The organism is Burkholderia sp. HI2500 (assembly GCF_002223055.1).
Lineage (GTDB): Bacteria > Pseudomonadota > Gammaproteobacteria > Burkholderiales > Burkholderiaceae > Burkholderia.
Genome location: NZ_NKFL01000004.1, coordinates 1,109,353 through 1,136,167 on the forward strand (window position 1 = coordinate 1,109,353; position 26,815 = coordinate 1,136,167).

At 68.2% G+C, this 26,815-nt stretch carries 21 protein-coding genes; 12 read left to right on the top strand and 9 right to left on the bottom strand.

What is annotated here, in order from left to right; all coding sequences use genetic code 11:
• Positions 1–32 precede the first annotated feature (32 nt).
• Positions 33–1,553 carry a CoA-acylating methylmalonate-semialdehyde dehydrogenase gene (locus CFB45_RS07830; protein ID WP_089425173.1) on the bottom strand — a complete coding sequence of 507 codons (1,521 nt, stop codon included), beginning with the start codon at positions 1,551–1,553 and terminating at the stop codon, positions 33–35.
• Between the two features lie 114 nt (positions 1,554–1,667).
• Between CFB45_RS07830 and CFB45_RS07835 the strand changes: the two genes are divergently transcribed.
• From CFB45_RS07835 to CFB45_RS07865, 7 genes are all read left to right on the top strand, one after another.
• A complete protein-coding gene (locus CFB45_RS07835; RefSeq protein ID WP_089425174.1) occupies positions 1,668–2,603 on the top strand; it encodes a LysR family transcriptional regulator in 936 nt (311 codons plus the stop codon).
• Between the two features lie 117 nt (positions 2,604–2,720).
• Positions 2,721–2,948: a sulfurtransferase TusA family protein gene (locus CFB45_RS07840; RefSeq protein WP_006402122.1), complete on the top strand. Its 228-nt coding sequence runs from the start codon at positions 2,721–2,723 to the stop codon at positions 2,946–2,948.
• Positions 2,949–3,143: 195 nt separating this feature from the next.
• Positions 3,144–3,566, top strand: a complete 423-nt coding sequence (locus CFB45_RS07845; protein ID WP_089425175.1) for a peptidase — start codon at positions 3,144–3,146, stop codon at positions 3,564–3,566.
• Positions 3,567–3,833: 267 nt separating this feature from the next.
• Positions 3,834–4,538, top strand: coding sequence for a response regulator transcription factor (locus tag CFB45_RS07850; RefSeq protein ID WP_006490421.1), 705 nt, complete (start codon positions 3,834–3,836; stop codon positions 4,536–4,538).
• On the top strand, positions 4,535–5,896 hold the full coding sequence (locus CFB45_RS07855) for a FecR family protein (RefSeq protein WP_089425176.1): 1,362 nt from the start codon (positions 4,535–4,537) through the stop codon (positions 5,894–5,896). The genes CFB45_RS07850 and CFB45_RS07855 overlap by 4 nt, the downstream gene beginning before the upstream one ends.
• A 10-nt stretch (positions 5,897–5,906) precedes the next feature.
• Positions 5,907–8,294 (top strand): CHASE2 domain-containing protein, encoded by a 2,388-nt coding sequence (locus tag CFB45_RS07860; RefSeq protein ID WP_089425177.1) that lies wholly within the window; start codon positions 5,907–5,909, stop codon positions 8,292–8,294.
• A 37-nt stretch (positions 8,295–8,331) separates the two neighbouring features.
• Positions 8,332–8,946, top strand: coding sequence for a DUF4136 domain-containing protein (locus tag CFB45_RS07865; RefSeq protein WP_089425178.1), 615 nt, complete (start codon positions 8,332–8,334; stop codon positions 8,944–8,946).
• Between the two features lie 58 nt (positions 8,947–9,004).
• Here the strand turns inward: CFB45_RS07865 and galU are convergent, their stop codons facing one another.
• Entirely contained in the window at positions 9,005–9,889 is an 885-nt protein-coding gene (gene galU / locus CFB45_RS07870; RefSeq protein ID WP_089425179.1) for a UTP--glucose-1-phosphate uridylyltransferase GalU, read from the bottom strand.
• 87 nt (positions 9,890–9,976) lie between these two features.
• Complete coding sequence (locus CFB45_RS07875; protein ID WP_089425180.1) at positions 9,977–12,844, bottom strand: valine--tRNA ligase; 2,868 nt, start codon at positions 12,842–12,844, stop codon at positions 9,977–9,979.
• Between the two features lie 213 nt (positions 12,845–13,057).
• Here CFB45_RS07875 and CFB45_RS07885 point away from each other — a divergent pair, with 213 nt between their 5' ends.
• A complete protein-coding gene (locus tag CFB45_RS07885; RefSeq protein WP_089425181.1) occupies positions 13,058–15,421 on the top strand; it encodes a UvrD-helicase domain-containing protein in 2,364 nt (787 codons plus the stop codon).
• The gene (locus tag CFB45_RS07890) at positions 15,418–16,215 is read left to right on the top strand and encodes a 5'-methylthioadenosine/adenosylhomocysteine nucleosidase (RefSeq protein WP_089425182.1); all 798 of its coding nucleotides are present in this window, start codon (positions 15,418–15,420) and stop codon (positions 16,213–16,215) included. The genes CFB45_RS07885 and CFB45_RS07890 overlap by 4 nt, the downstream gene beginning before the upstream one ends.
• A gap of 74 nt (positions 16,216–16,289) precedes the next feature.
• Here CFB45_RS07890 and CFB45_RS07895 read toward each other — a convergent pair whose 3' ends face one another.
• Positions 16,290–17,528 carry an MFS transporter gene (locus CFB45_RS07895; RefSeq protein WP_089425183.1) on the bottom strand — a complete coding sequence of 413 codons (1,239 nt, stop codon included), beginning with the start codon at positions 17,526–17,528 and terminating at the stop codon, positions 16,290–16,292.
• Between the two features lie 408 nt (positions 17,529–17,936).
• On the opposite strand from CFB45_RS07895, the gene CFB45_RS07900 reads away from it, so the two are divergent.
• Positions 17,937–19,610: a methyl-accepting chemotaxis protein gene (locus CFB45_RS07900; RefSeq protein WP_089425184.1), complete on the top strand. Its 1,674-nt coding sequence runs from the start codon at positions 17,937–17,939 to the stop codon at positions 19,608–19,610.
• A 21-nt stretch (positions 19,611–19,631) separates the two neighbouring features.
• Here CFB45_RS07900 and CFB45_RS07905 read toward each other — a convergent pair whose 3' ends face one another.
• From CFB45_RS07905 to CFB45_RS07920, 4 genes are read right to left on the bottom strand one after another with little or no spacing between them, the layout of a single operon-like run.
• The gene (locus CFB45_RS07905) at positions 19,632–20,507 is read right to left on the bottom strand and encodes an efflux RND transporter periplasmic adaptor subunit (protein WP_011351755.1); all 876 of its coding nucleotides are present in this window, start codon (positions 20,505–20,507) and stop codon (positions 19,632–19,634) included.
• A gap of 12 nt (positions 20,508–20,519) precedes the next feature.
• A complete protein-coding gene (locus CFB45_RS07910) occupies positions 20,520–20,723 on the bottom strand; it encodes a DUF1656 domain-containing protein (protein WP_011351756.1) in 204 nt (67 codons plus the stop codon).
• Positions 20,720–22,921 carry an FUSC family protein gene (locus tag CFB45_RS07915; protein ID WP_089425185.1) on the bottom strand — a complete coding sequence of 734 codons (2,202 nt, stop codon included), beginning with the start codon at positions 22,919–22,921 and terminating at the stop codon, positions 20,720–20,722. Before CFB45_RS07915 ends, CFB45_RS07910 begins: the two co-directional genes overlap by 4 nt.
• Positions 22,922–22,935: 14 nt before the next feature.
• Positions 22,936–24,543, bottom strand: a complete 1,608-nt coding sequence (locus CFB45_RS07920; RefSeq protein WP_089425186.1) for an efflux transporter outer membrane subunit — start codon at positions 24,541–24,543, stop codon at positions 22,936–22,938.
• A gap of 157 nt (positions 24,544–24,700) precedes the next feature.
• Between CFB45_RS07920 and CFB45_RS07925 the strand changes: the two genes are divergently transcribed.
• Together CFB45_RS07925 and CFB45_RS38965 are read left to right on the top strand one after the other, a co-directional pair.
• Positions 24,701–25,642 (top strand): LysR family transcriptional regulator, encoded by a 942-nt coding sequence (locus CFB45_RS07925; RefSeq protein ID WP_089425187.1) that lies wholly within the window; start codon positions 24,701–24,703, stop codon positions 25,640–25,642.
• Positions 25,643–25,759: 117 nt separating this feature from the next.
• Positions 25,760–25,912 (top strand): hypothetical protein, encoded by a 153-nt coding sequence (locus tag CFB45_RS38965; protein WP_163008969.1) that lies wholly within the window; start codon positions 25,760–25,762, stop codon positions 25,910–25,912.
• A gap of 59 nt (positions 25,913–25,971) precedes the next feature.
• Here the strand turns inward: CFB45_RS38965 and CFB45_RS07930 are convergent, their stop codons facing one another.
• Positions 25,972–26,802 carry a metallophosphoesterase gene (locus tag CFB45_RS07930; RefSeq protein ID WP_089425188.1) on the bottom strand — a complete coding sequence of 277 codons (831 nt, stop codon included), beginning with the start codon at positions 26,800–26,802 and terminating at the stop codon, positions 25,972–25,974.
• Positions 26,803–26,815: the final 13 nt, after the last annotated feature.

The following is a 26,815-nucleotide window of genomic DNA, read 5'->3' on the forward strand; positions in this document are numbered from 1 at the left end:
GACAGCGCAGCGGGCGGTGTACCGTCAGGCGGTTACTTCGCGGTCGGCATCGCGAATTCGGCACCCTTGCCGATGCTCGACGACCAGCGCTGCATCACCGACTTCTGGCGCGTGTAGAAGCGCACGCCTTCCTCGCCGTACGCGTGCATGTCGCCGAACAGGCTCTTCTTCCAGCCGCCGAAGCCATGCCATGCCATCGGCACCGGAATCGGCACGTTGATGCCGACCATGCCGACCTGGATGCGCCGCGCGAACTCGCGCGCGATGCCGCCGTCGCTCGTGAAGCACGACACGCCGTTGCCGAATTCATGCGCGTTGATCAGGTCGACCGCCTCGCCGAAATCCTTCACGCGCACGCAGCCGAGCACGGGCCCGAAGATTTCTTCCTGGTAGATGCGCATGTCGGGCGTCACGTGATCGAACAGCGTGCCGCCGGTGAAGAAGCCGGCCTCGCGGCCCGGCACGCGCAGCCCGCGGCCGTCGACCACCAGTTGCGCGCCTTCGTTCACGCCTTGCTCGATATAGCCTTCGATGCGCTTCAGCGCGTCGCCGGTGACGATCGGGCCCATCTCGACTTCCGGCGACATGCCGTCGCCGATCACCAGCTTGCGCGCGCGCTCGGCCACCAGCGGCACGATCTGGTCCGCGATGTCGCCCACCAGCACCGCGACGCTGATCGCCATGCAGCGCTCGCCGGCCGAGCCGTACGCGGCGCCGATCAGTGCATCGACGGCCTGCTCGAGGTTCGCGTCGGGCATGACGACGAGGTGGTTCTTCGCGCCGCCGAGTGCCTGCACACGCTTGCCCGATTGCACGGCACGCTGCTGCACGTATGCCGCGATCGGCGTCGAGCCGACGAAGCTGACGGCCTGCACGTCGGGGTGGTCGAGCAGCGCGTCGACCGCGCCCTTGTCGCCCTGCACGACGTTGAACACGCCGGCCGGGAGACCGGCCTGCGTGAGCAGGTCGGCGATGAACAGGGCCGCCGACGGGTCGCGCTCGCTCGGCTTCAGCACGAACGTGTTGCCCGTCGCGATCGCGACCGGGAACATCCAGCACGGCACCATGCACGGGAAGTTGAACGGCGTGATGCCCGCGACGACGCCGAGCGGCTGGCGCATCGTCCAGTTGTCGATGCCGGTGCTGACCTGGTCGGTGAAGTCGCCCTTCAGCAGCTGCGGCACGCCGCACGCGAATTCGATGATGTCGATGCCGCGCGCGACTTCGCCCTGCGCATCGGAGAACACCTTGCCGTGCTCGGCCGTGATGATCGCCGCGAGGGTGTCGCGGTGCTCGTTCATCAGTTGCAGGAAGCGGTGCAGCACGCGCGCGCGGCGGATCGGCGGCGTCGCGGCCCAGGCCGGGAACGCGGCGTGGGCCGACGCGACGGCCTGCTGCACTTCGCTGTCGTCGGCGAGCGCCACGCGGCGCACCGCGCGGCCGAGCGCCGGGTTGAGGACGTCCTGGAAGCGGCCGCTGCGGCCGGCGATGGGCGCGCCGTCGACATAGTGGCCGACGTCGGCGTCGGAGGTGTACGCGGGAACCGGATTCATCGTGTCTCCTGGGGGATCGGGTGAGGGTGGACAGCGCCCAGTCTAGGCAAACGGGCGGGGCGGGAGAAGGCCGCTCAGCTTGATTCACTGTTCAGAATTCTGAATAATCACCGGATGAATCAGCAAAATGTCCAGGCGCTCTGGCCGCATATCCATTCGCTGACGGTGCTGGCCGCGGCCGGCAGTTTCACGGCCGCCGCGCAGCGGCTCGGCATCAGCAAGGCCGCGATGAGCCAGCGCATCGCCGATCTCGAAAAGGCCGCCGGCGTGCCGCTCGTGCGGCGCACGACGCGCAGCGTGCGGCTCACCGACGCTGGCCAGACGCTCGTCGACAGCACGCGCGACGCGTTCGAGTCGATCGGGCAGCACTTCGCGCGCGTGAAGGACCTGGCCGGCGAGCCGCGCGGCCTGCTGCGCCTGACGGTGCCGGTCGCGCTCGGGCGCCAGCAGGTCGTGCCGCACCTGCCCGATTTCCTGCGGCAGCATCCGGGCGTGCAGATCGAGCTCGACCTGTCGGACCGGCTGCATTCGCTGACGCAGGAGGGTTTCGACCTCGCGATCCGCCATACGACCACCGCGCCGCAGACCCACGTCGCGTGGAAGCTGTGCGACACGCGCTCGCTGCTCGTCGCGAGCCGCGACTATCTCGACGCGCGCGGCGCGCCGCGCCACCCGAGCGAGCTCGTCGAGCACAGTTGCCTGTGCTACCTGCGCGACAACGAGCCGGCCGCATGGAGCTTCGAGCCGCACGGCAGGCGGCGCGAGCGCGTGAGCGTGCCGGTGCGCGGCAGCTTCGCGGCGAACAACAGCGAGGCGATGCGCGAGGCCGCGCTCGGCGGGCTCGGCATCGCGCTGCTGCCGGATTTCAGCGCGCAGCGCGATCTCGACGCCGGCCGGCTGGTCGCGCTGCTCGACGGCTGGCGGCCGTCGGGCGCGTTCGGCGACCACATCTTCGCGATCCGTCCGTACAGCCCGGTCGTACCGAGCGCGGTGCGCGCGCTCGTGCGGCACCTGCGCGAACGGCTCGCGGGCGGCTTTTCGGGCAACTGAGCTGGGTGTCCGCGAGCGCCGGGCCGCGGGCGGCCCGGGCAGGCACGGCGGCGCTGCGGTAAAATCGCGGCTTCTCTCCGCGCCTTGAACGGCGCGTCATTCGAAGGTCGACAGCCGATGCAGATTCACAAGGAAGTGGACGCGCGCGGGCTCAATTGCCCGTTGCCGATCCTGCGTGCCAAGAAAGCGCTCGCCGATATGGAAAGCGGGCAAATCCTCAAGGTGCTCGCGACCGATCCCGGCTCGCAGCGCGATTTCGCGGCGTTCGCGAAGCAGACGGGCAACGAGATCGTCGAATCGACGACGCAGGACAAGACCTTCGTGTTCCTGATGCGCCGTCGCTGACGGCCCGTATCACGGTGCCGGCAGCGCCTGGCGCCGGTCACACTTTTCTGACAATTCTTAAACCTCGCTGCGTGATCGGCTGCGTATACTGACCCGGCCGGTCGTCCGCTCCCAGCGGATGCGCCGGCCACGGTACGTCGTACGGCGGGCACGGGGGCCATGCCTGATGCTACCGTCGTACAACGGGGAGAGGACATGTCCTTCAGACCAGGGACCATTCGAAGTCCGTCCGGAGCGGAACGCAGCGTATCGGGACTGAGCCGTATCGAGCTCGACCCGCAACAGGATCGCCACGCGCGTGCCGCGCTGGAAGCCTACGCGGATTCCGCCGCGGCCGAGATGCCGTGGCTGGCCGAGTGGCTCGACGAACGGCTGCGCGATGCCGCGCAGGACGACGGCTCGGGCCTGACCTACTGCGGTGCGACGATCGAGCGTGTGTTCGATCTGGCGCAGGCGTGGGCAGCGAGCCAGCCGGACTACGCGGCCACCGCGTGGGAGCGCGTGCGCGGCCAGCTGCAGCGGATGCTTGCCCAGCCGGCGCGTCCGGAGCCGCTGGCGCATTGCGTGCCGTCCGACGATGCTGTCGAGCCAGTGGCGGGCATCACGGGCGCCGATTAGGCGCTCGATTGCGCGGTGGGTAGGATTATTCGAAGAAAAGACGGTAGTCCGCGCAATTTATTGGCGAATTTCATACTACTATGATGAAATCGCCGGTTCGTCCGTACCCCGTTTTTGAGATATTTGGCTGGGGTCGCCGGTTTGCGCAGGTGGCGCGAGCGGCGAACGACGGCTCGCCGGCCGGTGTCCGGAAGCCGCGCACGTGCTGCGCGGCCGGGTGGGGCGGGGAGCTGAACAGGACGAATCGATTTCGATTTGCGGGGTGCTATGAGAATTGCTGTACTGGATGACGATCCGGCCCAGACGGATTTCGTCAGTCAAACGCTGACGGCCGTTGGCCATACGTGCTACGCGTTCAAGGAAGGCAAGGCCCTGAAGAAGCGCCTGCAGCGCGAGACGTTCGATCTGCTGGTGCTCGACTGGAACGTGCCCGACATGTCCGGCGAGGAAGTGCTGAAGTGGGTGCGCGCCAATCAGACCGAGCACAGCCTGCCGATCATCTTCATGACGAGCCGTGACGACGAGGCGGGGATCACGCAGATCCTCAACGCCGGCGCCGACGACTACGTGGTCAAGCCGGTGTCGGGCCCGATCCTGCGCGCGCGCATCGGCTCGCTGCTGCGGCGCGCGTATCCGGTCAACGCCGAGGCCACCGTTCGCGAATTCGATCAATTCCGTTTCGACGTGAACCTGAAGCAGGCCTACGTCGGCGACAAGGCCGTGAGCCTCACGCAGAAGGAATTCGAACTCGCGCTGCTGCTGTTCCAGCACCTCGACCGGCCGCTGTCGCGCGCGCACATTCTCGATCTCGTGTGGAAGCAGGCGACCGACATCCCGTCGCGCACGATGGATACGCACATCTCGATGCTGCGCACCAAGCTCGGCCTGCGGCCCGAAAACGGTTATCGCCTCGCGCCGATCTACGGCTACGGCTACCGGCTCGAACGGGTCGGGCAGGGAGAACCGGAGTGACCACGGGAATCACGCAGCGCACGGCGAACCTGCGCACGGTCGCGCTGCGCGCAGCCTGCGCGGTCGCGTTTGCGTTCGCCGCGCAGCATGCGACGGCCCAGCCGCCCGCGGCGGCGGGCAAGATGGTCGTCTACCGCACGCAGGCGGGCGACACGCTGTACGACGTCGCCGCGCGCTATCTGCAGGGCGCGGACGACTGGCAACTGCTGCAACAGATCAACGGCGTGCCCGCGCCGAAGCACCTGCAGCCCGGCATCGCGCTGAAGCTGCCGGTGGCGCGCCTGCGCAAGGAAAAGCTGACCGCTCGCGTCGTCGCGGTGCAGGGCACGGCCGAACGCGCGTCCGGCGATGCTTTTGCGCCGCTCGCGAACGACGCGACGCTCGCCGAGGGCGACCGCGTGCGCACGGGCCCGAACGGCTTCGTGACGCTCGAGCTCGCCGACGGCACGCACATGAGCCTGCCGCCCGACAGCCAGCTCGACCTGAAGGCGCTGCGCCGCACGGTGCTGACCGGCACGCTCGATCGTGAGTTCGAACTCACGCGCGGCTCGGTCGACAGCGAGGTCACCCATCTGAAGAAACGCGACGACCGCTTCCAGATCCGGTCGCCGTCGGTCGTGGCCGGCGTGCGCGGCACGCACTTTCGCGTGAACTACGACGCGGCCGGCAGTGCGTCGACGCGTGTCGAAGTGCTCGACGGCACCGTCGGCGTCGCGGGCGGCCGGAAGCCCGCCGATCCGACGCTCGTGCATGCGAATTTCGGCAGCGTCGCGACGTCGTCTGGCGCGGTCGGGGCGCCCGTCGAGCTGCTGCCCGCGCCGGCGCTCGCGCATCCCGACAAGGTGCAGGACGAGCCCGAGGTCGCCTTCGACGTCGCGCCGCTCGCCGACGCGCATGCGTACCGCGTGCAACTCGCGCACGACGCCGGGCTGCTCGACCTGTTCCGTGAAACGCGCACCGATTCGCCGCGCGCGGTCTTCCGCGACGTGCCGAACGGGAACTACTTCGTGCGGGTCGCCGCGATCGATGCGAACGGCCTCGAGGGCCGGCCGCGGACGTACGCGTTCGAACGCCGCGTGATGGGGCTCGACGCGAGCGCGTCGCCCGGCGCCGGCGGCTACGAGTTCCGCTGGTCGCCGAACGGTTCGGGCGAGGGTGCGCGCTACCGGTTCGTGCTGTCGCGCTCGAAGGACCTGAGCGCGCCGGTCGTCGACCAGGTCGGCCTGCATACGCGCCAGATCACCGTCGCGCACCTGCCGCCGGGCGAGTATTTCTGGGCCGTGACCGTCGAGGAGTTCGAAGGCGGCAAGTTCTACGAGAAGACCAGTCCGGTCAGCGCGTTCACGCTGTCGCGCTGATCCGCGGCGCATGAAACCCGATTCCGTTTCTCCGCGGCGGCGCCTCGGCCGCCGCTTCCTGATCGAATGGATCGCGATCGGCTGCCTCGGGATCGCGGTGATCCTCGCGTGCGCGCTCGGCCGGCTGTCGGCGAGCGTCGACGGCCTGATCTACGACCGGCTGCTGATGCTGCGCAGCCTGCCGCTGTCACCCGACGTGGTCGTCGTCGACATCGACAACCAGAGCGTGTCCGCGCTCGGCCGCTGGCCGTGGTCGCGCGACGTGCATGCACGGCTGCTCGACACGCTGGCGCGCGCGCAGCCGGCCGCCGTCGTCTACGACGTGCTGTTTACCGAACCGTCGCCGGAAGATCGCGCGTTCGCGGACGCCATGACCCACGTGCCGACCTTCCTGCCCGTGCTGCTGAGCCCCGAGCAGGCGGACGGCACGCGCGCGGTCGATCCGCCGGTGGCCGCGCTCGCGGCGCGCGCGGTCGGGCTCGGCCACATCAACCTCGAAGTCGACCGCGACGGCATCGTACGCAGCGTGGCGCTGTACGAAAGCGACGGCCGCGTGCGCTGGCCGCAGCTGATGGTGCCCGTCTACCGCGCGATCCAGGCCGGCCGGCTGCACCCGGTCGGCGGCGTGCCTGGCGCGGATGCGCACGACCTGTCGCGCGATGCGGCGGGCGAGGGCCGCTACCTGGTCCCGTTCAGCCGCAACACGCCCGCGTATCCGACGCTGTCGTTCGACGACGTCCTCGAAGGGCGCGTGAAACCCGACGCGCTGCGCGGCAAGATCGTCGTCGTCGGCGTGACGGCGTCGGGGCTGTACGACCGCTTCGCCACGCCCGTGTCCGGCGAGTTCGGGCCGCTCGCCGGCGTGTATATCCATGCCAACGTGCTCGACATGCTGGCGACCGGCAGCGCGATCTCGCCGGCGTCGCCCGCCGGGCTGTTCGTCGCGTCGCTGCTGCCGCTCGCCGCGCTGCTGGGCGGCTTCCTGATGCTGTCGCCGTGGCGCGCGCTGCTGCTGACGCTGAGCCTGGCCGCGCTGGCCGTCGTCGCGAGCATGGCGCTGCTGTTCGAAGCACGCATCTGGCTGTCGCCGGCACCCGCGATCTTCGGGCTGGTCGCCGTCTACCCGATCTGGAACTGGCGGCGCCTGGAAATGACGATGTCGTATCTGCGCCGCGAGCTGCAGCGGCTCGCCGACGAGCCGCACCTGCTGCCCGAGGCGCCGCGCACGCGCAGCGTCGGCGGCGACGTGCTGGAGCGACAGATGGCGCTGATGGCGCAAGCCGCGCAGCGCGTGCAGGACATGAAGCGCTTCGTGTGGGACAGCCTCGACAGCATGCCCGAGCCGATCTTCGTGACCGACCTGGCCGGCACCGTGCTGATCGCGAACCATGCGGCCAAGCGCTACGGGTCGCGCCTGTCGCTGCCGCTGCCGGAAGGCCGGCCGCTGCGCACCGCGCTCGGCGAGCTGACCTTCATGAAGACCGTCGACGGCAACGCCGAACACGACGCGGTGATCCGCGAACACTGGCCGGCGGCACTCGACCCGACGCTCGAGGCCGAGCACGACGCGATGGCGCGCGGCATCGAGGTGCGCGATCGTGACGGGCTCGACCATCTGCTACGCTACGCGGCGTGCACGAACGCGCAGGGCCGCGTGACGGGCTGGATCGCCGGCCTCGTCGACGTGACCGAACTGCACGCGGCCGAGCGGCAGCGCGAGGAAGCGCTGCACCTGTTGTCGCATGACATGCGCTCGCCGCAGTCGTCGATTCTCGCGCTCGTCGAGATCGAGCGCGACCGCGCCGAGACCGACGCGATGCGCGGGCTGCTCGCGCGGATCGAGCGCTATGCGCACCGCGCGCTGTCGCTGGCCGACGAGTTCGTGCAGCTGGCGCGCGCGGAGTCGCAGGTGTACCAGCTCGAGGTGACGAGCCTCGTCGACGTGCTGATCGATGCGAGCGACGAGGTGTGGCCGCAGGCGCAGGCGAAGCACATTCGCGTCGACACCGACGTCGGCACCGACATGTGCTGGGTGCGCGCGGACCGCTCGCTGATCACGCGCGCGTTCGTGAACCTGCTGAACAACGCAGTCAAATACAGTCCGTCCGATACCGTGATCACGTGTACGCTGGCGGTCGAGCACGCGTCGAAACGGATGTTCTGTACGATTCGCGATCAGGGATACGGCATTGCGCCGGAAGATCAGCGGCATCTGTTCGAGCGTTTCAAGCGATTCCATGCCGGCGAGCGGCCCGAAATCTCGGGCTCCGGGCTCGGCATGGCATTCGTGAAGACGGTCGTCACGCGCCATGGGGGCAGCGTGTCGGTCGACAGCGAGGTGGGTGTCGGCACCGCGGTGACGGTGTCGCTGCCCGCGATCGACGAGCCGTCCGCCTGACAGGGCCGGGCGCGACGGCAGGCATTTGGGGAAAGCCATGAGAAAGGAATGGGCAGCGACCGCGCTGGCGGCGTCGCTGTTGACGGGTTGCGCCGGCGTGACGAGCGGCGTCAGTGCGGTCGGGCAGCCGAACGCGTTCGCATCCGGCGCGCACGGCTACGATTTCGTGCGGACGGCCGCGCAGGCCGATGATGCCGAATACCGGCAGATCGAGACGCTCGTGCGCGACGAACTCGCGCACCGCGGCTTCGATGCGAAGCCGCTCGCGGCCGCGCGCTACCGGCTGTCGATCGCGTATGCGACGCAGCCGGCCTCGGTCGCGGCGATCGCCGACGGGTGCGGGGCCGCGAGCAGCGCATGCGTGACGGTCGACGGGCCGGCGCCGTTCGCGCTGCCGTTCATGGGCCGCGTGTATCGCCATGTGCTGACGCTGCGCTTCGTCGACGCGAAATCGGGCGCCGACGTCTACCGCGTATCGGCCGCGCTGCGCGATCGCGATCCCGGCACGCAGCAGGCCGCGCCTGCGCTCGTGAAGAGCGCGCTCGCGAAGGTGCCGTTCGGCGACGGCGGCGGCTGGCTCGTCAAGACGAAAAAAGACGACGCGGGCGGGATGCCGGGCGTCGTCTCGGTGAAGCCGGTCGAAGCGCGCTGAGCGTCGGCCGGTGAGGTGAGGGCGGGCCCGCCGGAGCGGGGCCTTGCCCTTGCCGCGTTCAGGCGGCCGGATGTGCGCCGTCGCGCGTGCGCAGGTACGCGTCGAACTCCGCGCCGACTTCCGCGTGGCGCAGCGCGAATTCGACCGTCGCCTTCAGGTAGCCGAGCTTGCTGCCGCAGTCGTAGCGCGTGCCCTGGTACTTGTAGGCCAGCACTTGCTCATCGGCGAGCAGCGCCTGGATCGCGTCGGTGAGCTGCAGCTCGCCGCCCGCGCCGGGCTTCAGCGCGCGCAGGTGCTCGAAGATCCGCGGCTTCAGGATGTAGCGGCCGACCACGCCGAGGTTCGACGGCGCGACTTCCGGCGCCGGCTTCTCGACGATCGCCGACATCTTGACGATCGACTCTTCCCACTCCTTGCCGTCGACGATCCCGTACGACTTCGTCTCCGACGGCGGGATCTCCTCGACGCCGATCACCGAGCTGTGATAGTGGTCGAACACGTCGACCATCTGCTTCATCACGGGCGGGTTGCCGTCGAGCAGGTCGTCCGCGAGGATCACCGCGAACGGGTTGTCGGCCACCAGCTTTTCCGCGCACAGCACCGCATGGCCGAGGCCGAGCGCTTCCGGCTGGCGCACGTAGAAGCAGTCGACATGGCTCGGCTTGATGCTGCGCACCAGTTCGAGCAGCTTTTCCTTGCCGCGCGCCTCGAGTTCGGCCTCGACCTCGTACGACTTGTCGAAGTGGTCCTCGATCGCGCGCTTGCTGCGCCCGGTGACGAAGATCATCTCGGTGATGCCGGCGGCGATCGCTTCTTCAACCGCGTACTGGATCAGCGGCTTGTCGACGACCGGCAGCATTTCCTTGGGGCTCGCTTTCGTTGCCGGGAGGAACCGCGTGCCGAGACCAGCAACGGGGAACACTGCCTTGGTAACTTTCAACATGATCGAACCTTTATTCCTGTAATCGACTTGTCAGATGGTCTATGTTCACGTCCCCATTATAGTGAACGCAAACGACCTTACCCTTTGTTACGCAGGCAACCGATCGAGCTGAGCGCGCAGTTTCTCGAGCGTGCTCTGGAATTCCGCGACGCGCTTCTGCTCCTGTTCGACCACGGCCGGCGGCGCTTTCGCGACGAATGCCTCGTTGCCGAGCTTCGCATTGCACTTCGTGATCTCGTTCGTCAGGCGCGTGATTTCCTTCGACAGGCGCTCGCGTTCGGCCGCGACGTCGATCTCGACCTTCAGCACCAGCTTGTTCGGCCCGACGATCGCGATCGGCGCGCCGTGCGCTTCCTTGTCGAGCGTCGCTTCGTCCGCGAGGATCTGCACTTCCGACAGGCGCGCGAGGGCCTGAACGTACGGCGCGAACGAGCGCAGGCGCTCGGCATCGCCGGCTGCGAGCAGCGGCACCTTGGTGGCCGGCGACAGGCTCATCTCGCCGCGCAGGTTGCGGCATGCGTCGACGATCGCCTTCAGGTCGGCCGCCCACTGTTCGGACACCTCGTCGATCTTCTGCAGGTTCGCGACCGGGTATGCCTGCGTCATCAGCGACGCTTCGCCTTCGGCCTTGCCTTGCGGATAACGGCCGGCGAGCGGCGCGACCTTCTGCCAGAGCGCTTCGGTGATGAACGGGATGATCGGATGCGCGAGGCGCAGCACCGTCTCGAGCACGCGCAGCAGCGTGCGGCGCGTCGCGCGCTGCTGTTCCGGCGTGCCGTTCTGGATCTGCACTTTCGCGAGTTCGAGATACCAGTCGCAGTACTCGTCCCACACGAACTTGTAAATGCCGCTGGCGATGTTGTCGAAGCGGTAATCGGCGAAGCCCTTCGCGATGTCGGCCTCCGTGCGCTGCAGCAGCGACACGATCCAGCGGTCAGCCGCCGAGAAGTCGAGGTAGCCGCCCGGGCCGCAATCGCCCGCGCCGCAGACTTCCGGCTTGTCGCTGCCGCAGTCGTGGCCTTCGCAGTTCATCAGCACGAAGCGCGTGGCGTTCCACAGCTTGTTGCAGAAGTTGCGATAGCCTTCGCAGCGCGCGAGGTCGAAGTTCACGTTGCGGCCGAGCGTCGCCATCGACGCCATCGTGAAGCGCAGCGCGTCGGTGCCGAACGCGGCGATGCCGTCCGGGAATTCCTTGCGCGTCTTCTTCTCGATCGTCGCGGCCTGCTTCGGGTTCATCAGGCCCGTCGTGCGCTTCGCGACCAGCGTGTCGAGGTCGATGCCGTCGACGATGTCGATCGGGTCGAGCGTGTTGCCCTTGCTCTTCGACATCTTCTGGCCTTCCGCGTCGCGCACGAGGCCGTGCACGTAGACGGTGTGGAACGGCACCTTGCCCGTGAAGTGCGTGGTCATCATCACCATCCGGGCGACCCAGAAGAAGATGATGTCGAAGCCCGTGACGAGCACCGACGACGGCAGGAAGTGCTTCAGTTCAGGCGTTTCGTTCGGCCAGCCGAGCGACGAGAACGGCACGAGCGCCGACGAGAACCACGTGTCGAGCACGTCTTCGTCGCGCTTCAGCGCACCCGTGTAACCCTTCGCGGCAGCCTGCGCGCGCGCTTCTTCCTCGTTGCGCGCGACGAACACCTCGCCGTTCTCGCCGTACCACGCGGGAATCTGGTGGCCCCACCACAGCTGGCGCGAGATGCACCAGTCCTGGATGTTCTCGAGCCACTGGTAGTAGGTGGTCGTCCAGTTTTCGGGGACGAACTTGATCTGGCCGTTGCGCACGACGTCGAGCGACGTTTCCGTGATCGACTTGCCGGGGTTGAACGTGCCTTCCGGCGCCGGCTTCGTCATCGCGACGAACCACTGGTCGGTCAGCATCGGCTCGATCACGACGCCCGTGCGGTCGCCGCGCGGCACCATCAGCTTGTGCGGTTTCACCGAGTCGAGGAAGCCTTCCGCGTCGAGGTCGGCGACGATCGCCTTGCGCGCGTCGAAGCGGTCGAGGCCGCGATACTGCTCGGGGCCGTTGTCGTTGATCTTCGCGTCGAGCGTCAGGATCTCGATCGGCGCGAGCTTGTGGCGCTGGCCGACCTGGTAGTCGTTGAAGTCGTGCGCGGGCGTGACCTTCACGACGCCCGTGCCGAACTCGCGGTCGACGTAGTCGTCGGCGATCACCGGGATCTCGCGGCCCGTCAGCGGCAGCGTGACGAGCTTGCCGATCAGGTGCGCGTAGCGCTCGTCTTCCGGGTGGACCATCAGCGCGACGTCGCCGAGCATCGTTTCCGGGCGCGTCGTGGCCACGGTCAGCGAGCCCGAGCCGTCGACGAGCGGGTAGCGGATGTGCCACAGGTGGCCGTTTTCCTCTTCGCTCACGACTTCGAGGTCCGACACGGCGGTCAGCAGCACCGGATCCCAGTTGACGAGCCGCTTGCCGCGGTAGATCAGGCCCTGTTCAAAGAGCGTGACGAACACGTCGCGCACGGCGGCCGACATCTTGTCGTCCATCGTGAAGTATTCGCGCGACCAGTCGGGCGATGCGCCGAGGCGGCGCACCTGGCCGGTGATCGTCGAACCCGATTTTTCCTTCCATTCCCACACGCGCTCGACGAACTTCTCGCGGCCGAGGTCGTGGCGCGACACACCCTGCGCGTCGAGCTGGCGCTCGACGACGATCTGGGTTGCGATCCCCGCGTGGTCGGTGCCGGGCACCCACAGCGTGTTCTCGCCGAGCATCCGGTGGTAGCGGGTGAGGCCGTCCATGATCGTCTGGTTGAACGCGTGGCCCATGTGCAGCGTGCCCGTCACGTTCGGCGGCGGCAACTGGATCGAGAAATCGGGGCGGGCCGGATCGAAGGCCGGGGCCGCGTAGCCGCGTTTTTCCCACTCCGGCCCCCATTGGGACTCGATGGTGTGGGGCTCGAAGCTCTTCGCAAGCGTGTTGTCGCTCATGTTGGAAATCTGCCGAAAAATGCGTGAATTGGATGCCGAATCTGACAATTATAAATGGATGCACATCGACCAGCCATCGCCTTGCCGGCGCAGGCCTCTCGGGACGCCGCCGCAGCACGTCCGTGACGTGCCGCCGAACGGATCGGGAACGGCATCGCGCGGCCGACTTATAATGTCGGGTCCGCATTTTTCTCGCCCGTTCGCTGCCGCTCCATGCCCGACCTGCTCGCCAATCTGAACCCCGAACAACTCGCCGCCGTCACGTTGCCGAACGAACCGGCGCTGATCCTCGCAGGGGCGGGCAGCGGCAAGACCCGCGTGCTGATCACCCGCATCGCGTGGCTGATCCAGCAGGGCTACGCGTCGCCGCCCACCGTGCTCGCCGTGACCTTCACGAACAAGGCCGCGCGCGAAATGATGGCGCGCCTGTCGGCGATGATGCCGATCGACACGCGCGGGATGTGGATCGGCACGTTCCACGGCCTGTGCAACCGGATGCTGCGCACGCACTGGCGTGACGCCGGCCTGCCGCAGACCTTCCAGATCCTCGATACGGCCGACCAGCTGTCCGCGATCAAGCGGCTGATGAAGGCGGCGAACGTCGATGATGAAAAGTACCCGCCGAAGAACGTGCAGTACTTCATCAACAACGCGAAGGAGCAGGGGCTGCGTCCCGACAAGGTCGATGCGTCCGACAACTTCAACCGCAAGTTCGTCGAGCTGTATCAGGCGTACGACCAGCAGTGCCAGCGTGAGGGCGTGGTCGATTTCCCCGAGCTGCTGCTGCGCTGCTACGAACTGCTCGCGTACAACGCGCCGCTGCGCGCGCACTACCAGGCGCGCTTCCGGCACATCCTCGTCGACGAGTTCCAGGACACCAACAAGCTGCAGTACGCGTGGCTCAAGATGCTCGCGGGCGGCGAAAACGCGATCTTCGCGGTCGGCGACGACGACCAGTCGATCTACGCGTTCCGCGGCGCGAACGTCGGCAACATGCGCGACTTCGAAGACGAATTCCGCGTGCGCAACCTGATCAAGCTCGAGCAGAACTACCGGTCGCACGGCAACATCCTCGACGCGGCGAACCAGCTGATCTCGAACAACGCGCACCGCCTCGGCAAGAACCTGCGCACCGATGCGGGCCACGGCGAGCCCGTGCGCGTGTACGAAGCGAGCACCGATTCGCAGGAAGCCGGCTGGATCGTCGAGGAGATCCGCTCGCTGATCAACACCGGGATGGCGCGCAGCGAAGTGGCCGTCCTGTACCGCAGCAACGCGCAGTCGCGCTCGATCGAGCACACGCTGATGTCGTCGGGCATCCCGTACCGCGTGTACGGCGGCCTGCGCTTCTTCGAGCGCCAGGAAGTGAAGCATGCGCTCGCGTACCTGCGCCTGATCGACAACCCGAACGACGACACCGCGTTCGTGCGCGTCGTGAACTTCCCGACCCGCGGCATCGGCGCGCGCTCGATCGAGCAGCTGGCCGACGCCGCGCGCCTGTACGGCTGCTCGATGGCCGCCGCGATTCCGTACGTGACGGGCAAGGCCGGCACGAGCCTCGGCGGGTTCGCGAACCTGGTCGCGAAGATGCGCGCCGACACGCAGCACATGAACCTGCCCGACACCGTCGAGCACATCGTGCGCGCCAGCGGCCTCGCCGATTTCTACCAGGGCGAGCGCGAAGGCCAGGATCGTCTCGAGAACTTGCAGGAACTCGTGAACGCGGCCACCGCGTTCATCGCCGAGGAAGGCTACGGGCTCGACACGCCGGCCCGTTCGATCCCGCTGCGCGCGGGCGCGATCGCGGCGCCCGAGCTCGGCACCGCGACGGACGATCCGGCGCTCGACGTGCTCGACCCGGTATCTCCCGCCGACCCGGCACAGAATCCCGACACGATGACGCCGCTCGCCGGCTTCCTGTCGCATGCGTCGCTGGAGGCCGGCGACAACCAGGCGCAGGCCGGGCAGGACGCCGTGCAGCTGATGACGGTGCACGCGGCGAAGGGGCTCGAATTCTCGGCCGTGTTCATCACGGGCCTCGAGGAAGGGCTGTTCCCGCACGAGAACAGCGTGCTCGAATCCGACGGCCTCGAGGAAGAGCGCCGGCTGATGTACGTCGCGATCACGCGTGCGAAGGAGCGGCTCTACCTGTCGTTCGCGCAGAGCCGGATGCTGCACGGCCAGACGCGCTACAACGTGCGCTCGCGCTTCTTCGACGAACTGCCCGAGCACGTGTTGAAGTGGCTGACGCCGAAGGTCGAGGCCGGTTCGCGCTGGGGCGGCCGGTCGGACAACGCCGGATACGGGCGCGACTGGTTCGCGCGGCCGGGCGGCGGCAGTCGCGAGCAGATCGTCGACCCGGCCGTATCCGCGCCGCTGCCCGCGTTCGCGGACAAGCAGCGCGCCGCCGATGCCGGCTTCCGGGTCGGTCAGCAGGTGTTCCACACCAAGTTCGGCGAAGGCACGGTCACCGCGCTCGAGGGCAACGGCACCGATGCGAAGGCGCAGGTGAAATTCAAGCGGCACGGCGAGAAGTGGCTCGCGCTCGCGGTCGCGAAACTGCAGGCGGTGGAATGATGGGCATCGACCTGGATGTGACGCCTGCGGCCCGCCCGCTCGGCATTCTGGCCGCGCTGCCCGAGGAACTCGGCGACCTGATCGCCGCGATGCGCGCCGACGGCGCGATGAAGACGGTCACGCTCGGCCGTCGCGATTATCACGTCGGCACCGTGCACGGCGCGGCCTGCGTCGTGACGCTCGCACGGGTCGGCAAGGTCGCGGCCGCCGCGACGGTCAGCGCGCTGATCCACGTGTTCGGCGTGGCGGGCGTCGTGTTCACCGGCGTGGCGGGCGGCGTGTCGCGCACGGTGCGCGTGGGCGATGTCGTCGTGGCCGACACGCTGCTGCAGCACGATCTCGATGCGTCGCCGCTCTTTCCGCGCTACGAGGTGCCGCTGCTCGGCATCACGCGTTTCGCGACCGACGCGGCGCTGAGCGCCAGCCTGCGGGCGGCGTGCACGCAGTTCGTCGAGGAAGAGGGCGCGCAGTTCGCCGCGCGCTTCGGCCTGGCCGGTGCGACGCTGCATGCGGGGCTCATCATCAGCGGCGATCGTTTCGTGTCGAGCGAGCGCGAGGTCGTCGCGCTGCGCGACGCGCTGCCGGATGCGCTCGCGGTCGAGATGGAAGGCGCCGCGATCGCGCAGGTGTGCGCGGAGCACGACGTGCCGTTCGCGCTCGTGCGCACGATCTCCGATACGGCCGATGATCATGCGACGCAGTCGTTCTCGCACTTCCTGTCGGCGATCGCGAGCAGCTATTCGTCGGGCATCCTCAAGCGTTTCCTGACGCTGCATGCGACGACGGCGGCCTGAAGCCGCCGCTGTTTTCTTCATTCCTTCCTTCGAGCCGTTCGACCGGCCGCGGCGCGCACGCCGCGGCCGGTGCGTCACGCCTGCTTGCGCCGGCTGCTTTCGAGGTTCGGCAGGAACACGGTGAGCACGCCGATCAGCGGCAGGAACGAGCACACCTTGTAGACGAACGGGATGCTCGTCGCGTCCGCGAGCTGGCCGAGCACGGCCGCGCCGACCCCACCGAGACCGAACGCGAAGCCGAAGAACAGGCCTGCGACCATCCCGACCTTGCCGGGCATCAGCTCCGTCGCATAGACGAGGATCGCGGCGAACGCCGACGCGAGCACGACGCCGATGATCACGGTCAGCACGCTGGTCCAGAACAGGTTTGCGTACGGCAGCAGCATCGTGAACGGCGCGACGCCGAGGATCGACACCCAGATCACGTACTTGCGGCCGATCCGGTCGCCCACCGGCCCGCCGATCAGCGTGCCGGCCGCCACGGCCGCGAGGAACACGAACAGGTGGATCTGCGCGGCCTGCACCGACAGGTGGAACTTGTCGATCAGGTAGAACGTGAAATAGCTGTTGATGCTCGCGAGGTAGAAGTATTTCGAGAACACGAGCAGCACCAGCACGCCGATCGCGCCCAGCACGCGGCCGCGCGACAGCGTCGGGTGGCCGGCCGCCGCGGCCTTCTTCTTCATCGACGGATGCTTCTTGTACCAGTGGCCGATCTGCGTGAGCACGATCATCGCGACGAGCGCGGCCGCCGAGAACCACGCGATGCTGTGCTGGCCGTGCGGAATGATCACCAGCGCGGCGAGCAACGGCCCGAGCGCGGAGCCCGCGTTTCCGCCGACCTGGAACACCGACTGCGCGAGCCCGTGCTGGCCGCCCGACGCCATCCGCGCGACGCGCGACGACTCGGGATGGAATACCGACGAGCCGCAGCCGACGAGCGCGGCGGCCACCAGCAGCATCGGGAAATTCGGCGCGACCGACATCAGCAGCAGCCCCGCGAGCGTGAAGCCCATGCCGACCGGCAGTGAATACGGTTTCGGACGCTTGTCGGTATAGAGGCCGATGAGCGGCTGCAGCAGCGACGCGGTGATCTGGTAGGTGAGCGTGATCAGGCCGATCTGCGCGAACGACAGCGCGAACTGGCTCTTGAGCATCGGATAGATCGCGAGGATCAACGACTGGATCATGTCGTTGAGCATGTGCGAGAAGCTGATCGCGCCGAGCACCGGGTACACGGTGCGGGCGACGGGGGGCGTGGATGGCTGGGCGGCGGCTGCGCCGGCGGAGCCGGTGTCGAGGCTGGTTTCCATGTGAGAGCTGAACGAGTTGAGGTGGCGGGCGCGCTCTGCTGGGGATTGGCGCGTCTTGATTCGTTGCTGCGTCAAAGAAGTGTAATGTGGCGTATCGAGAATGTCCGGACAACTTTTATCGTGAATCGGACATTCATCTGATGGATCGTCAGGTGCGCGTTTTTTTGACCGGGTATAACGCTGGCGGCGCGCCTGCCCGTCATGGGAGGGCGCGCCCGGGGCCGGTGCGTGGTTTCCCGGACTCAAGAAACGGCGGTGGCGGCCGTAGAACGACCCAATGACAACAGGCGCGCCGCGCCCGGCACCGGCTATCCGCCGGTGCGGGCGCAGGACGCGCGGCAAGGCCAGCCATCGCGGGAATGCCGGGACCGACCTTTCCGGCCGCGTGATCAATACGGGGATAGTTCGATGAAAGCAGCATCTTTGCATCCACAGCCGGGTGCGGCCGCCGCCGCCCCCGACGTTGCCGCCGGCCGCGCCGCACGGCGCCTGCGCGTGGCGCGTCGCGAGCGCCGGCCGTGGACCGTCAAGGCGACGTTGCGCGCCGCCTTCGCGATCCTGCTCGCCGGCACGCTGGCGATCGGCATGTTTTCGCTCTGGCAGATCAGCCGGCTGAATGCGTCGATCGCGTCGGTCTACGAGCAGGGCCACGTCGCGAGCCGCGCGGCCGCGGAGGTTCGGGCCGAAGTGCTGCGCGCGAGCCGTGCCCAGAAGATGCTGCTGACCGCGACCACCGCGAAGGAGCGCGACGAACTGGGCGCCGACGTGGGTGCGGGGCTCGCGTCGATCGGCCAGGCGCTCGGCACGCTGCAGCGCTACGCGGATCCGGCCGACGCCGACGATTCGGCGCGGCTGCACGCGTTCTCGACGGCGGTCGGCACCTGGAGCGCGCATCTGCGCGATTTCGTCGAACTCGTGCGTGCGCAGCCGCTCGACCTGTCGCAGATGAACTGGCAGGTCGGCACGCAGGACGTGTCGCTGCTGGTCGAAACCGGCAAGCTCGAGAAACTCGTCGCCGAACTCGTAAAGACGCGCGGCGCGAAGTCGAAGGCGACGCTCGATGCGTCCGCCACCATTTTCTCGTCGTCGTTCGCGATGATCGCGGCGATGACGGTTGCGCTGATCGTGCTCGCGATCGTGATCGCCGAGCGCGTCGTGCGCCGTCTCGCGTCGCAGCTCGGCGGCGAGCCCGCGCACGCGAAGGCAATCGCCGCGGACATCGCGCGCGGCGACCTGACGCGCCCGATCACGCTGGGCCGGCACGACCGCGACAGCATGGTGCGTGCGCTGGCCGAGATGCAGACCGGGCTCGCGGCGACCGTCGGCGAGATCGCCGTCAGCGCCGAGGCGATCGCGGCGGCGTCGGGCGAGATCTCCACCGGCAACCTCGACCTGTCGAAGCGTACCGAGCAGCAGGCCGTCGCGCTCGAACGCACCGCGGCCAGCATGGAGCAGCTCACGTCGACCGTACGCCAGAACGCCGAGAACGCGCGGCAGGCGAGCGCGCTCGCGGCCAATGCGTCGGCGGTCGCGGAGACGGGCGGGGAAGTCGTCGGGCGTGTGGTGGCGACGATGAGCGAGATCGACGACAGCGCGAAGAACATCCGCGACATCATCGGCACGATCGAGGGGATCGCGTTCCAGACCAACATTCTCGCGTTGAATGCGGCGGTCGAGGCCGCCCGCGCGGGCGAACAGGGGCGTGGTTTTTCGGTGGTCGCGGGCGAGGTGCGGTTGCTCGCGCAGCGCTCGGCGACCGCGGCGAAGGAGATCCGCGAGCTGATCGGTGCATCGGTCGAACGCGTCGCGAACGGCGCGACGCTCGCGCACGATGCGGGCCGCACGATGGGCGACGTCGTGCGCGCGGTGAAGCGCGTGACCGACATCATCGGCGAGATTTCGGCGGCATCCGACGAGCAGAGCGCCGGCATCGAGGAGATCGGCCGTGCGGTCACGCAGATGGATGCCGGCACGCAGCAGAACGCGGCGCTCGTCGAACAGGCGGCCGCGGCCGCGAATGCGCTCGACGAGCAGGCGCAGGCGCTGAAGTCGCTGGTCGGGCGTTTCCGCATCGCCGCGTAAGCGCCGCCGGCCATCCGGCGCTTACGACTTCTTCTGCTTGTCCGGATCGATGATGACCGTGCAGGTCGTGCCCGCCGACAGCACCACGTCGGCCGGCACGTCGTCGATCTTGATGCGCACCGGCACGCGCTGCGCGAGCCGCACCCAGTTGAAGGTCGGGTTCACGTCCGCGACGAGATCGCGGCTCTGCGGGTTGTCGCGATCGTAGATGCCGCGCGAGATGCTTTCGACGTGGCCCTTCATCACGCCGCCGCTCATCAGCCGCATCTCGGCCGGCGCGCCGATCTTCACGCGCGGCAGCTTGGTTTCCTCGAAGTAGCCGTAGACCCAGAACGAATGGCTGTCGACGATCGCGAGCTTCGCCTGGCCGGCCACCGCATAGTTGCCCTTGAAGGTCTGCAGGTTCGTGATGTAGCCGTCGACCGGCGCGACGACGCGCGTGCGCTCGAGGTTGAGTTTCGCGGCATCGAGTGCGGCGATCGCCTGCTGGTACTGCGCATCGGCGCTCGACGCGCTGTGCGCGGCGTTCTCGCGGTTTTCCTTCGACACGACGAGCGCATCGAGATCCGCGCGGCGCGCCGCGTCGTCGCGGCGCATCTGCAGTTCCGCGCGGCGGGCGGCAACGGCCGCCTGCGCCTGCTCGACCGCGATCTGGTAGTGCGACGGGTCGATCTGCATGATCAGGTCGCCTTTCTTGACGAGCTGGTTGTCATGCACGGGCAGCTCGACGATCGCGCCCGACACGTCCGGCGCGACGTTGACGATCTCGGCGCGCACGCGCCCGTCGCGCGTCCACGGATCGTCCATGTAGTGCACCCACAGCGAGCGCCCGATCAGGATCGCGACGAGAAGGATGACGGCGGTCGCGACGAAGCCGAAGAGTTTTCTGAGAATCATGATGGTTCGGAATCAACGGTAAACGGCAAGACTCAGTCCGCCGCAAATGCAGACGAGAAGGCAGGCCCGGAACAGCGACGGGTGCCAGACGAGTCGGTAGAGGCCCGTGTAGGCGAGCAGGCGGTCGACGGCCCAGGTCGCGAGCGCGCCGAGGACGAACATCAGCACCACCGTGGGCATGTAGGCATCGAGAATGGCGATTTCACGCGGCATCATGACGAGGCTCCTGGTTGGGGACGCACGGGGCGGTTGCGGTTGAGCGCGGCGAGCGGCGATTCGGGATCGAGCAGCGCCGTGCGCACGAAATGCAGGTGGCTCAGGATCCGCTGCAGCCGGTGGCGTTCCTCACGCGTCGGCGTGAACGCGTCGAGCGTTTGCCGGGTCGCATCGATCGCATCGTTGACCGCGGTGAGCGTGGCGTCGAAGCGTTCGGCGTCCGGCCGGGTGAACAGCGACGACAGCGCGGTGCGCATCGTCTCGATCGCGCGTCGCCACGGCGTCGTCGGCGCATAGCGCGGATCGGACGGCAGCGTGGCCAGCTCGTGGCGCAGGTCGATGGCCGCGTTGCCGGTTTCGAGCACCGCGAACATCCAGCGCAGCGCGTCACGTTGCACGTCGGGCTGGTCGGCCGACAGCGTGTGCGCCTGGTACATCAGGTCGCGCGCGCCGCTCTCGAAGCGCGTGCGCAAACCGGCGAGCCGCGCATGGCAGGCCGCGACGGCCTGGTGACGCAGGTCGGCGAGCAGGCGCTTCTTGAGCCACGGCGCGGTCGGCGGGAACAGCACGGCGAACGCGATCGCCGATACCAGCATCGACAGCAGCAGCGCGAGCGCGTCGTTCATGAAGCCCGTCGGGTCGTAGTGCGTGATGTTGTCCGGGCCGGCGAGGAAGCAGAAGAAAATCAGGTAGCCCATCCCGTACCCGGCAAGCTTCGGCTTCAGCGTCATGTAGATGCCGATCGCGAGCAGCGGCGCGAGCGCCACGCACAGCAGCGGAAAGCCGTCGATGTGCGGATAGATGCCGAACATCAGCACGAAGCCGGTGCAGACGGCGAGCGCCGTGCCCATGCCCATCTGCGCGGACATCGCGGTCGGGCGCGGCGTCGACGACGCGAGCGCGCAGGTCGCCGCCGCCGTCAGCGTCATCGTCACGCCGCTCGGCCACGCAGTCTCGATCCAGAACCACCCGAGCACCAGGATCACGGTCGCCGTGCGGATCGCCGCGATCACCATCGCCGTCGCATTGGTGCGCGGCTCGTAGCGCTCGATCCAGCGTTCGCGTTCGTGCGTCGCGGTCGACAGCGACGCGTAGGTGGCCGCGTACTCGTGCAGGTCGGTGATGAAGCGGTACAGCAGCTCGGCGGCCGTGTCGAAGTCGAGCAGCGGGAAGCCGGGCTGCGTTTCGAGCGCCGCGCGCGTCGCGCGGATGCGGCGCGGCAGCGCGTCGCGCCACGCGAGCAGTTGCTCGGCCGAATGCGCGGCGTCGATCGACGTGCGCACGGGTTCGCCATGGCGCGTGAGCAGCGGCGCGATTTCGCGGAAATACGGCTCGATCGCATCGATCGCGGCCTGCGCACCGGCCGCGTGCAGCCGGTTCATCAACTGATGCAGCGCGTGAAAGCGGCTCGATGCGCTCATGAACTCGCTGTTCAGCCGCGCGAGCCGGCCGCTGCGCATGCGCGTGTCCGGATTCTCGAACACGGCCATGCTGCGCGCGGCCTCGAAGCCGACCACGTCGGCGACGAAGCGCGTGTGGATCGTCTCGATGTGCGCGCGGTCGAGCTGGCCCGACAGCGCCGACGCGACGTAGTCGACGAAGCTGCCGAAGCGCTTGCGCACCGTCGTGCGCATCTGCTCGCCGGTGTATTGCGGAAACACGAGCGCGCTGACCACGCCGGCCGACACGATCCCGATGATGACTTCCGAGACGCGCGTCATCGCGCTCATGAATGCGCCGTCCGGGTGCTGCGACGCGGGCAGGCCGATCAGCGCGGTCGTATAGCCGGCGAGCAGGAAGCCGTAGCTGCGGAAGTTGCGGTTGCGTGCCGCGCCGGCGGTGCACAGCGCGATCCAGATGGCGATCGCCAGCAGGAACAGCTGCGGCTGCTGCGGGAACAGCCCGACGAACGTGAGCGTCGCGATGAGCCCGAAGATCGTGCCGGCGACCCGGTAGAAGCTCTTCGCGAGCACGGCGCCGCTTTGCGGCTGCATCACGATGAAGACGGTCGTCATCGCCGTCTTCGGTGCCGGCAGGTCGAGCCGCATCGACACGCCGAGCGCGATGAAGGTCGCGAGCAGCGCCTTGAACAGGTAGAGCCACGCGGCGCCGTCGGTGCGGGCCCAGTCGCCGAACGCGGCGGTCCAGGCCGCGAACGGGCCGCCGGCGGGTGTGGAAGCGGGGGAGGAGGCTGACATGGCGTCGCTCCGCGTTACCGTGCGGCCGGCACGCCGGACGCACCGGCGGCGGCCACCTGCGCGGGCCGGGCGACGGCTGCCACGGGCTTCGCGCCCGACGCGGCGGCAGGCGCGGCTGCGCCTGTGGCGGATCCGTCGTGCGACGGATGGCCGCCCTGTGGATGGCCGCCCCGAACGTCCGTACCCGTCTCGACCCCACCGCCGAGCGCGGCCATCAACTGCGCATGCGCGGCGAGGCGTTCCGCATCGATGCGGGCGGCCGTTTCCTGCGCGCGCAGCAACTGCTGCTGCGCGACCAGCACGTTCACGTAGTCGGTCAGCCCGCGGCGGAAGCCTTCGCGCGACAGCTGGTAGCTGCGGTCGTTGGCGGCCACCGAGCGTGCGGCGTCCTTCTTCTGCGTATCGAGCGAACGGATCCGCACGACCTGGTCGGCGATGTCCTTGAGCGCGCCGACGATCGTCTGGTTGTAGCGCTCGACCGCCTGGTCGTAGCCGGCATTCGCGGCGCCGAGCTGCGCCCGCAGCCTGCCGCCTTCGAAGATCGGCAGCGACAGCGCGGGGCCGGCCGTCCAGCCGCCGTTCATCGCGCGCAGGAAGTCGGTGAACGGCGCGGTCACGCCGAAGCCGCCGACCGTCGCGAGCAGGTCGATGTTCGGGTAGAACGACGCCTTCGCGACATCGATGCCGCGCGCCTGCGCGTCGACCGTCCAGCGCGCCGCGACGACGTCGGGGCGGCGGCCGAGCAGGTCGGCCGGCATCGCCGACGGCAGGCCGGCCGGTGCGTCGAGCGACAGCTGCGGCCGCTTGATCGCATCGCCCGCGCCGGGGCCCTTGCCGGCCAGCGCGGCGAGCTGATGCCGTGCGAGCTGGATCGCTTCCTCATAGCTGTCGATCTGGCGCTCATAATCGGGCAGCGTCGATTCCGCCTGGCTCACTTCGAGCTGAGTGCCGAGGCCGGCCTGCAGCCGCTTGCGCGCCAGATCGGCGAGCGAACGCTGGCGTTCGAACGTTTCGTGCGCGAGGTCGAGCAACGCGTAGTTCATCGACATGCCGACGTACGCGCGCACGACGTTGACTTCGAGCTCGAGCTTGGCCGCCCGCGCGTCGGCGGCGGTTGCATGCGCGGTGTCGAGCGCGCGCTCGGTCGCGTTCTTGTCCTTGCCCCACAGGTCGAGGTGGTACGACAGGCCGAGCGTGCCGGTGTTGTTCCAGGTATCGGTGTTCGCGAGCGGGCCGGGGCCGTAGTACACGTTGTCCGGCCAGTGCTGGCGCATCAGCGACAGGTTGCCGTTGATCTGCGGCAGCTCGGCCGAGCGGGCCACGCGCGCCATCGCCTGCGCTTCGCGTACCCGTGCCTCGGCGGCCGCGAGCGTCGGGTTGCCGGCCTGGGCGTTGGCGATCCAGGCGTCGAGTTGCGGATCGCGGTAGGCGCGCCACCAGTCGGCCGCGGGCCAGCCCGCGTCACGGTCGGCCGCGCGGATCGCAGCGCCGGCATCGAGCGCGTTCGCCTCGATGCGGGCCGACTGCGGCTTGTTGTCGCCCATGCTCGCGCATCCGGCCATTATTAATGAGACTGCAAGAACCGCCAGTGCGAGCGTCCCTTTTGTCGCCGGAGACTGCACGATTTTCTCCCTTTCGGATATAGATGAGTCGGATGCGATTATATTTTTCAGTGATTCCTGAATAAATGGACAAGGGTGCAAGTCATTTTTACGAATCCTGAGACAATACTTGTTCGCCTCTGTGCAACAATCCGTCCGGATTCAAACGGGTAATGGGATGGATACGTTACAAAACATGCGGGTGTTCGTCCGCGTGGTCGACGCGGGAAGTTTTACCGCGGCCGCCCAGCAGATGAATTCGACTACCGCCTACGCGTCGCGCGCGGTCTCGGACCTAGAGGCGCACCTGCGCACGCGTCTCCTGAACCGCACGACGCGCCGGATCGCGCTGACCGAAGCCGGCGAGCGCTACCTGCAGCGCTGCGAAGAGATCCTCGCGTATGTCGACCAGGCCGAAGCCGAGGCGGGCGACGCGCATGCGCGCCCGTCGGGCAAGCTGAAGGTGCATTGCTTCACGAGCCTCGGCCAGCACTACCTGGTGCCGGCCATCGCGCGCTATCGCGAGCGCTACCCGGACGTGCACGTCGAGCTGACCCTCGCGCAGCGGATGCCCGATTTGCTCGACGAGGGGTATGACGTCGCGATCGTCGTCGGCCGCGACCTGCCGGATTCGGGGCTCGTGTCGCAGCGGCTCGGTGTGAGCTACAGCGTCGTGTGCGCATCGCCCGGGTATGTCGAGTCGCACGGCGTGCCGCAGCGGCCGGCCGACCTCGCGCAGCATGTGTGCCTCGGGATGATCGCGCCGGGCTTTCACTTCGACGAATGGGCGCTATCGGGGCCGAACGGCGACGAGGTCGTGCCGGTCACGGCGCCACCGTTTCGCGTGAACGTCGCCGAGGCGCTCGCGGTGGCCGTGCGGGAAGGGATGGGGATCGGCGGTCTGCCGCTCTATTCGGCGATCGGCTGGCTGCGCAGCGGGCACATCGTGCGCGTGATGCCCGAGTACCGGTCGCACGTGATGAACATCTACGCGCTGTATCCGTCGCGCCAGTACCTCGACGCGAAAATTCGCACCTGGGTCGATTTCCTGCGCGACGAACTGCCGGCCACGCTCGCCGCCGACGAAGCCGCGCTCGAGCAGTACACGCGTGCGACATGACAGCGCGGTTGACCGCGATCTGACGAGATTTGTCCTTCACGCAACATTTTTTTACGAACGCGTGTCAGACAGTTTGATACTGTGGGAATTAACGAGATACGCAACCCCGGAGTAGCAATGGATACGCACCTGATGATCGGCCTTGGAGTCCTGCTGGGCGCGGCCGCGGCCGCCGCGGCGACCCGCGACCTGCTGCGCGCGATGAAGGCGAAGGCGCAGATGAAGCCGGTGCCGGTGCGGGTGCGCGAGCAACGCCGCCCCGGCCGCTGATCCGGCCGTCACGCTCCGGGTTGAAAAAGGCCGCGCAACGCGGCCGCGCGGGCCGGCGTTCAGCCGAGCTCGACGACCTTGTCCCATGCGAACGCGGTATTTTCCAGTTCGCCGGTGCGCCGGTGGATGTAGCCGCGCGGATTGCACACCACGCGCGTGCCGCCGTCCGCCACATAGTCGAATGACGTATGCGTGTGGCCGTGGAGCCACAGATTGACCGGCGGCTGCACGAGCTCCGCCATGTCCGTTACGAATCCCGCCGACGCAAGATCTTCCGCATAGCGCTCCGCCAGCGAGCGCCGGTGCGGCGCATGGTGGGTCACGACGATCGTCTGGCCCGCGAACGGTGTGGCGAGCTGCGCTTCGAGCCACGCGCGGCTGCGTCGATGCAGCGCGATCGCGTCCGCCGGCGAGAAATCCCGCTCCGGCGTGCCCGGCGCCCCATGCAGCGCCGCATCGTGCGGCCAGGTCACCTGGATCAATCCCTTGAAATCGAGCATTACGCGCTGCCCGGCCTCGATCGAACCGGCAAGGCTGGCTTCGTCGGCGCCGAACAGCGAAAAATCGGCCCAGAGCGTCGTGCCGAGCACGCGGTAGCGCTGCCCGGGATCGACGTAGACGTCGTTGTTCAGGTAATGCACGTTGTCGAGCGCCTGCGCCGCATCGCGCATTGCCGACTCCAGCGCGCCGAATTCCCCGTCGTAGTACTCGTGGTTGCCCGGCACGTAGATCACCGGCACCGCGGGATCGAACGTTTCGGCGGCCCAGCGCAGGCCTTCCGCGTGATTGTGGATGTCGCCGGCGAGCACGACGAGATCCGCGTCGGCATGCGGGATCGCGTCGGGCAGGTTGCTTTCGAGATGCAGGTCGGACAGGACGCGGACTTTCACGGGTGTGGCTCCG

What these genes read in the sequence shown, in the direction of transcription:
- CFB45_RS07830 (WP_089425173.1), bottom strand. Translation starts at nt 1,553, where the DNA reads ATGAATCCGGTTCCCGCGTACACCTCCGACGCCGACGTCGGCCACTAT.
- CFB45_RS07835 (WP_089425174.1), top strand. Translation starts at nt 1,668, where the DNA reads ATGAATCAGCAAAATGTCCAGGCGCTCTGGCCGCATATCCATTCGCTG.
- CFB45_RS07840 (WP_006402122.1), top strand. Translation starts at nt 2,721, where the DNA reads ATGCAGATTCACAAGGAAGTGGACGCGCGCGGGCTCAATTGCCCGTTG.
- CFB45_RS07845 (WP_089425175.1), top strand. Translation starts at nt 3,144, where the DNA reads ATGTCCTTCAGACCAGGGACCATTCGAAGTCCGTCCGGAGCGGAACGC.
- CFB45_RS07850 (WP_006490421.1), top strand. Translation starts at nt 3,834, where the DNA reads ATGAGAATTGCTGTACTGGATGACGATCCGGCCCAGACGGATTTCGTC.
- CFB45_RS07860 (WP_089425177.1), top strand. Translation starts at nt 5,907, where the DNA reads ATGAAACCCGATTCCGTTTCTCCGCGGCGGCGCCTCGGCCGCCGCTTC.
- CFB45_RS07865 (WP_089425178.1), top strand. Translation starts at nt 8,332, where the DNA reads ATGAGAAAGGAATGGGCAGCGACCGCGCTGGCGGCGTCGCTGTTGACG.
- galU (WP_089425179.1), bottom strand. Translation starts at nt 9,889, where the DNA reads ATGTTGAAAGTTACCAAGGCAGTGTTCCCCGTTGCTGGTCTCGGCACG.
- CFB45_RS07875 (WP_089425180.1), bottom strand. Translation starts at nt 12,844, where the DNA reads ATGAGCGACAACACGCTTGCGAAGAGCTTCGAGCCCCACACCATCGAG.
- CFB45_RS07885 (WP_089425181.1), top strand. Translation starts at nt 13,058, where the DNA reads ATGCCCGACCTGCTCGCCAATCTGAACCCCGAACAACTCGCCGCCGTC.
- CFB45_RS07890 (WP_089425182.1), top strand. Translation starts at nt 15,418, where the DNA reads ATGATGGGCATCGACCTGGATGTGACGCCTGCGGCCCGCCCGCTCGGC.
- CFB45_RS07895 (WP_089425183.1), bottom strand. Translation starts at nt 17,528, where the DNA reads ATGGAAACCAGCCTCGACACCGGCTCCGCCGGCGCAGCCGCCGCCCAG.
- CFB45_RS07900 (WP_089425184.1), top strand. Translation starts at nt 17,937, where the DNA reads ATGAAAGCAGCATCTTTGCATCCACAGCCGGGTGCGGCCGCCGCCGCC.
- CFB45_RS07905 (WP_011351755.1), bottom strand. Translation starts at nt 20,507, where the DNA reads ATGATTCTCAGAAAACTCTTCGGCTTCGTCGCGACCGCCGTCATCCTT.
- CFB45_RS07910 (WP_011351756.1), bottom strand. Translation starts at nt 20,723, where the DNA reads ATGATGCCGCGTGAAATCGCCATTCTCGATGCCTACATGCCCACGGTG.
- CFB45_RS07915 (WP_089425185.1), bottom strand. Translation starts at nt 22,921, where the DNA reads ATGTCAGCCTCCTCCCCCGCTTCCACACCCGCCGGCGGCCCGTTCGCG.
- CFB45_RS07925 (WP_089425187.1), top strand. Translation starts at nt 24,701, where the DNA reads ATGGATACGTTACAAAACATGCGGGTGTTCGTCCGCGTGGTCGACGCG.
- CFB45_RS38965 (WP_163008969.1), top strand. Translation starts at nt 25,760, where the DNA reads ATGGATACGCACCTGATGATCGGCCTTGGAGTCCTGCTGGGCGCGGCC.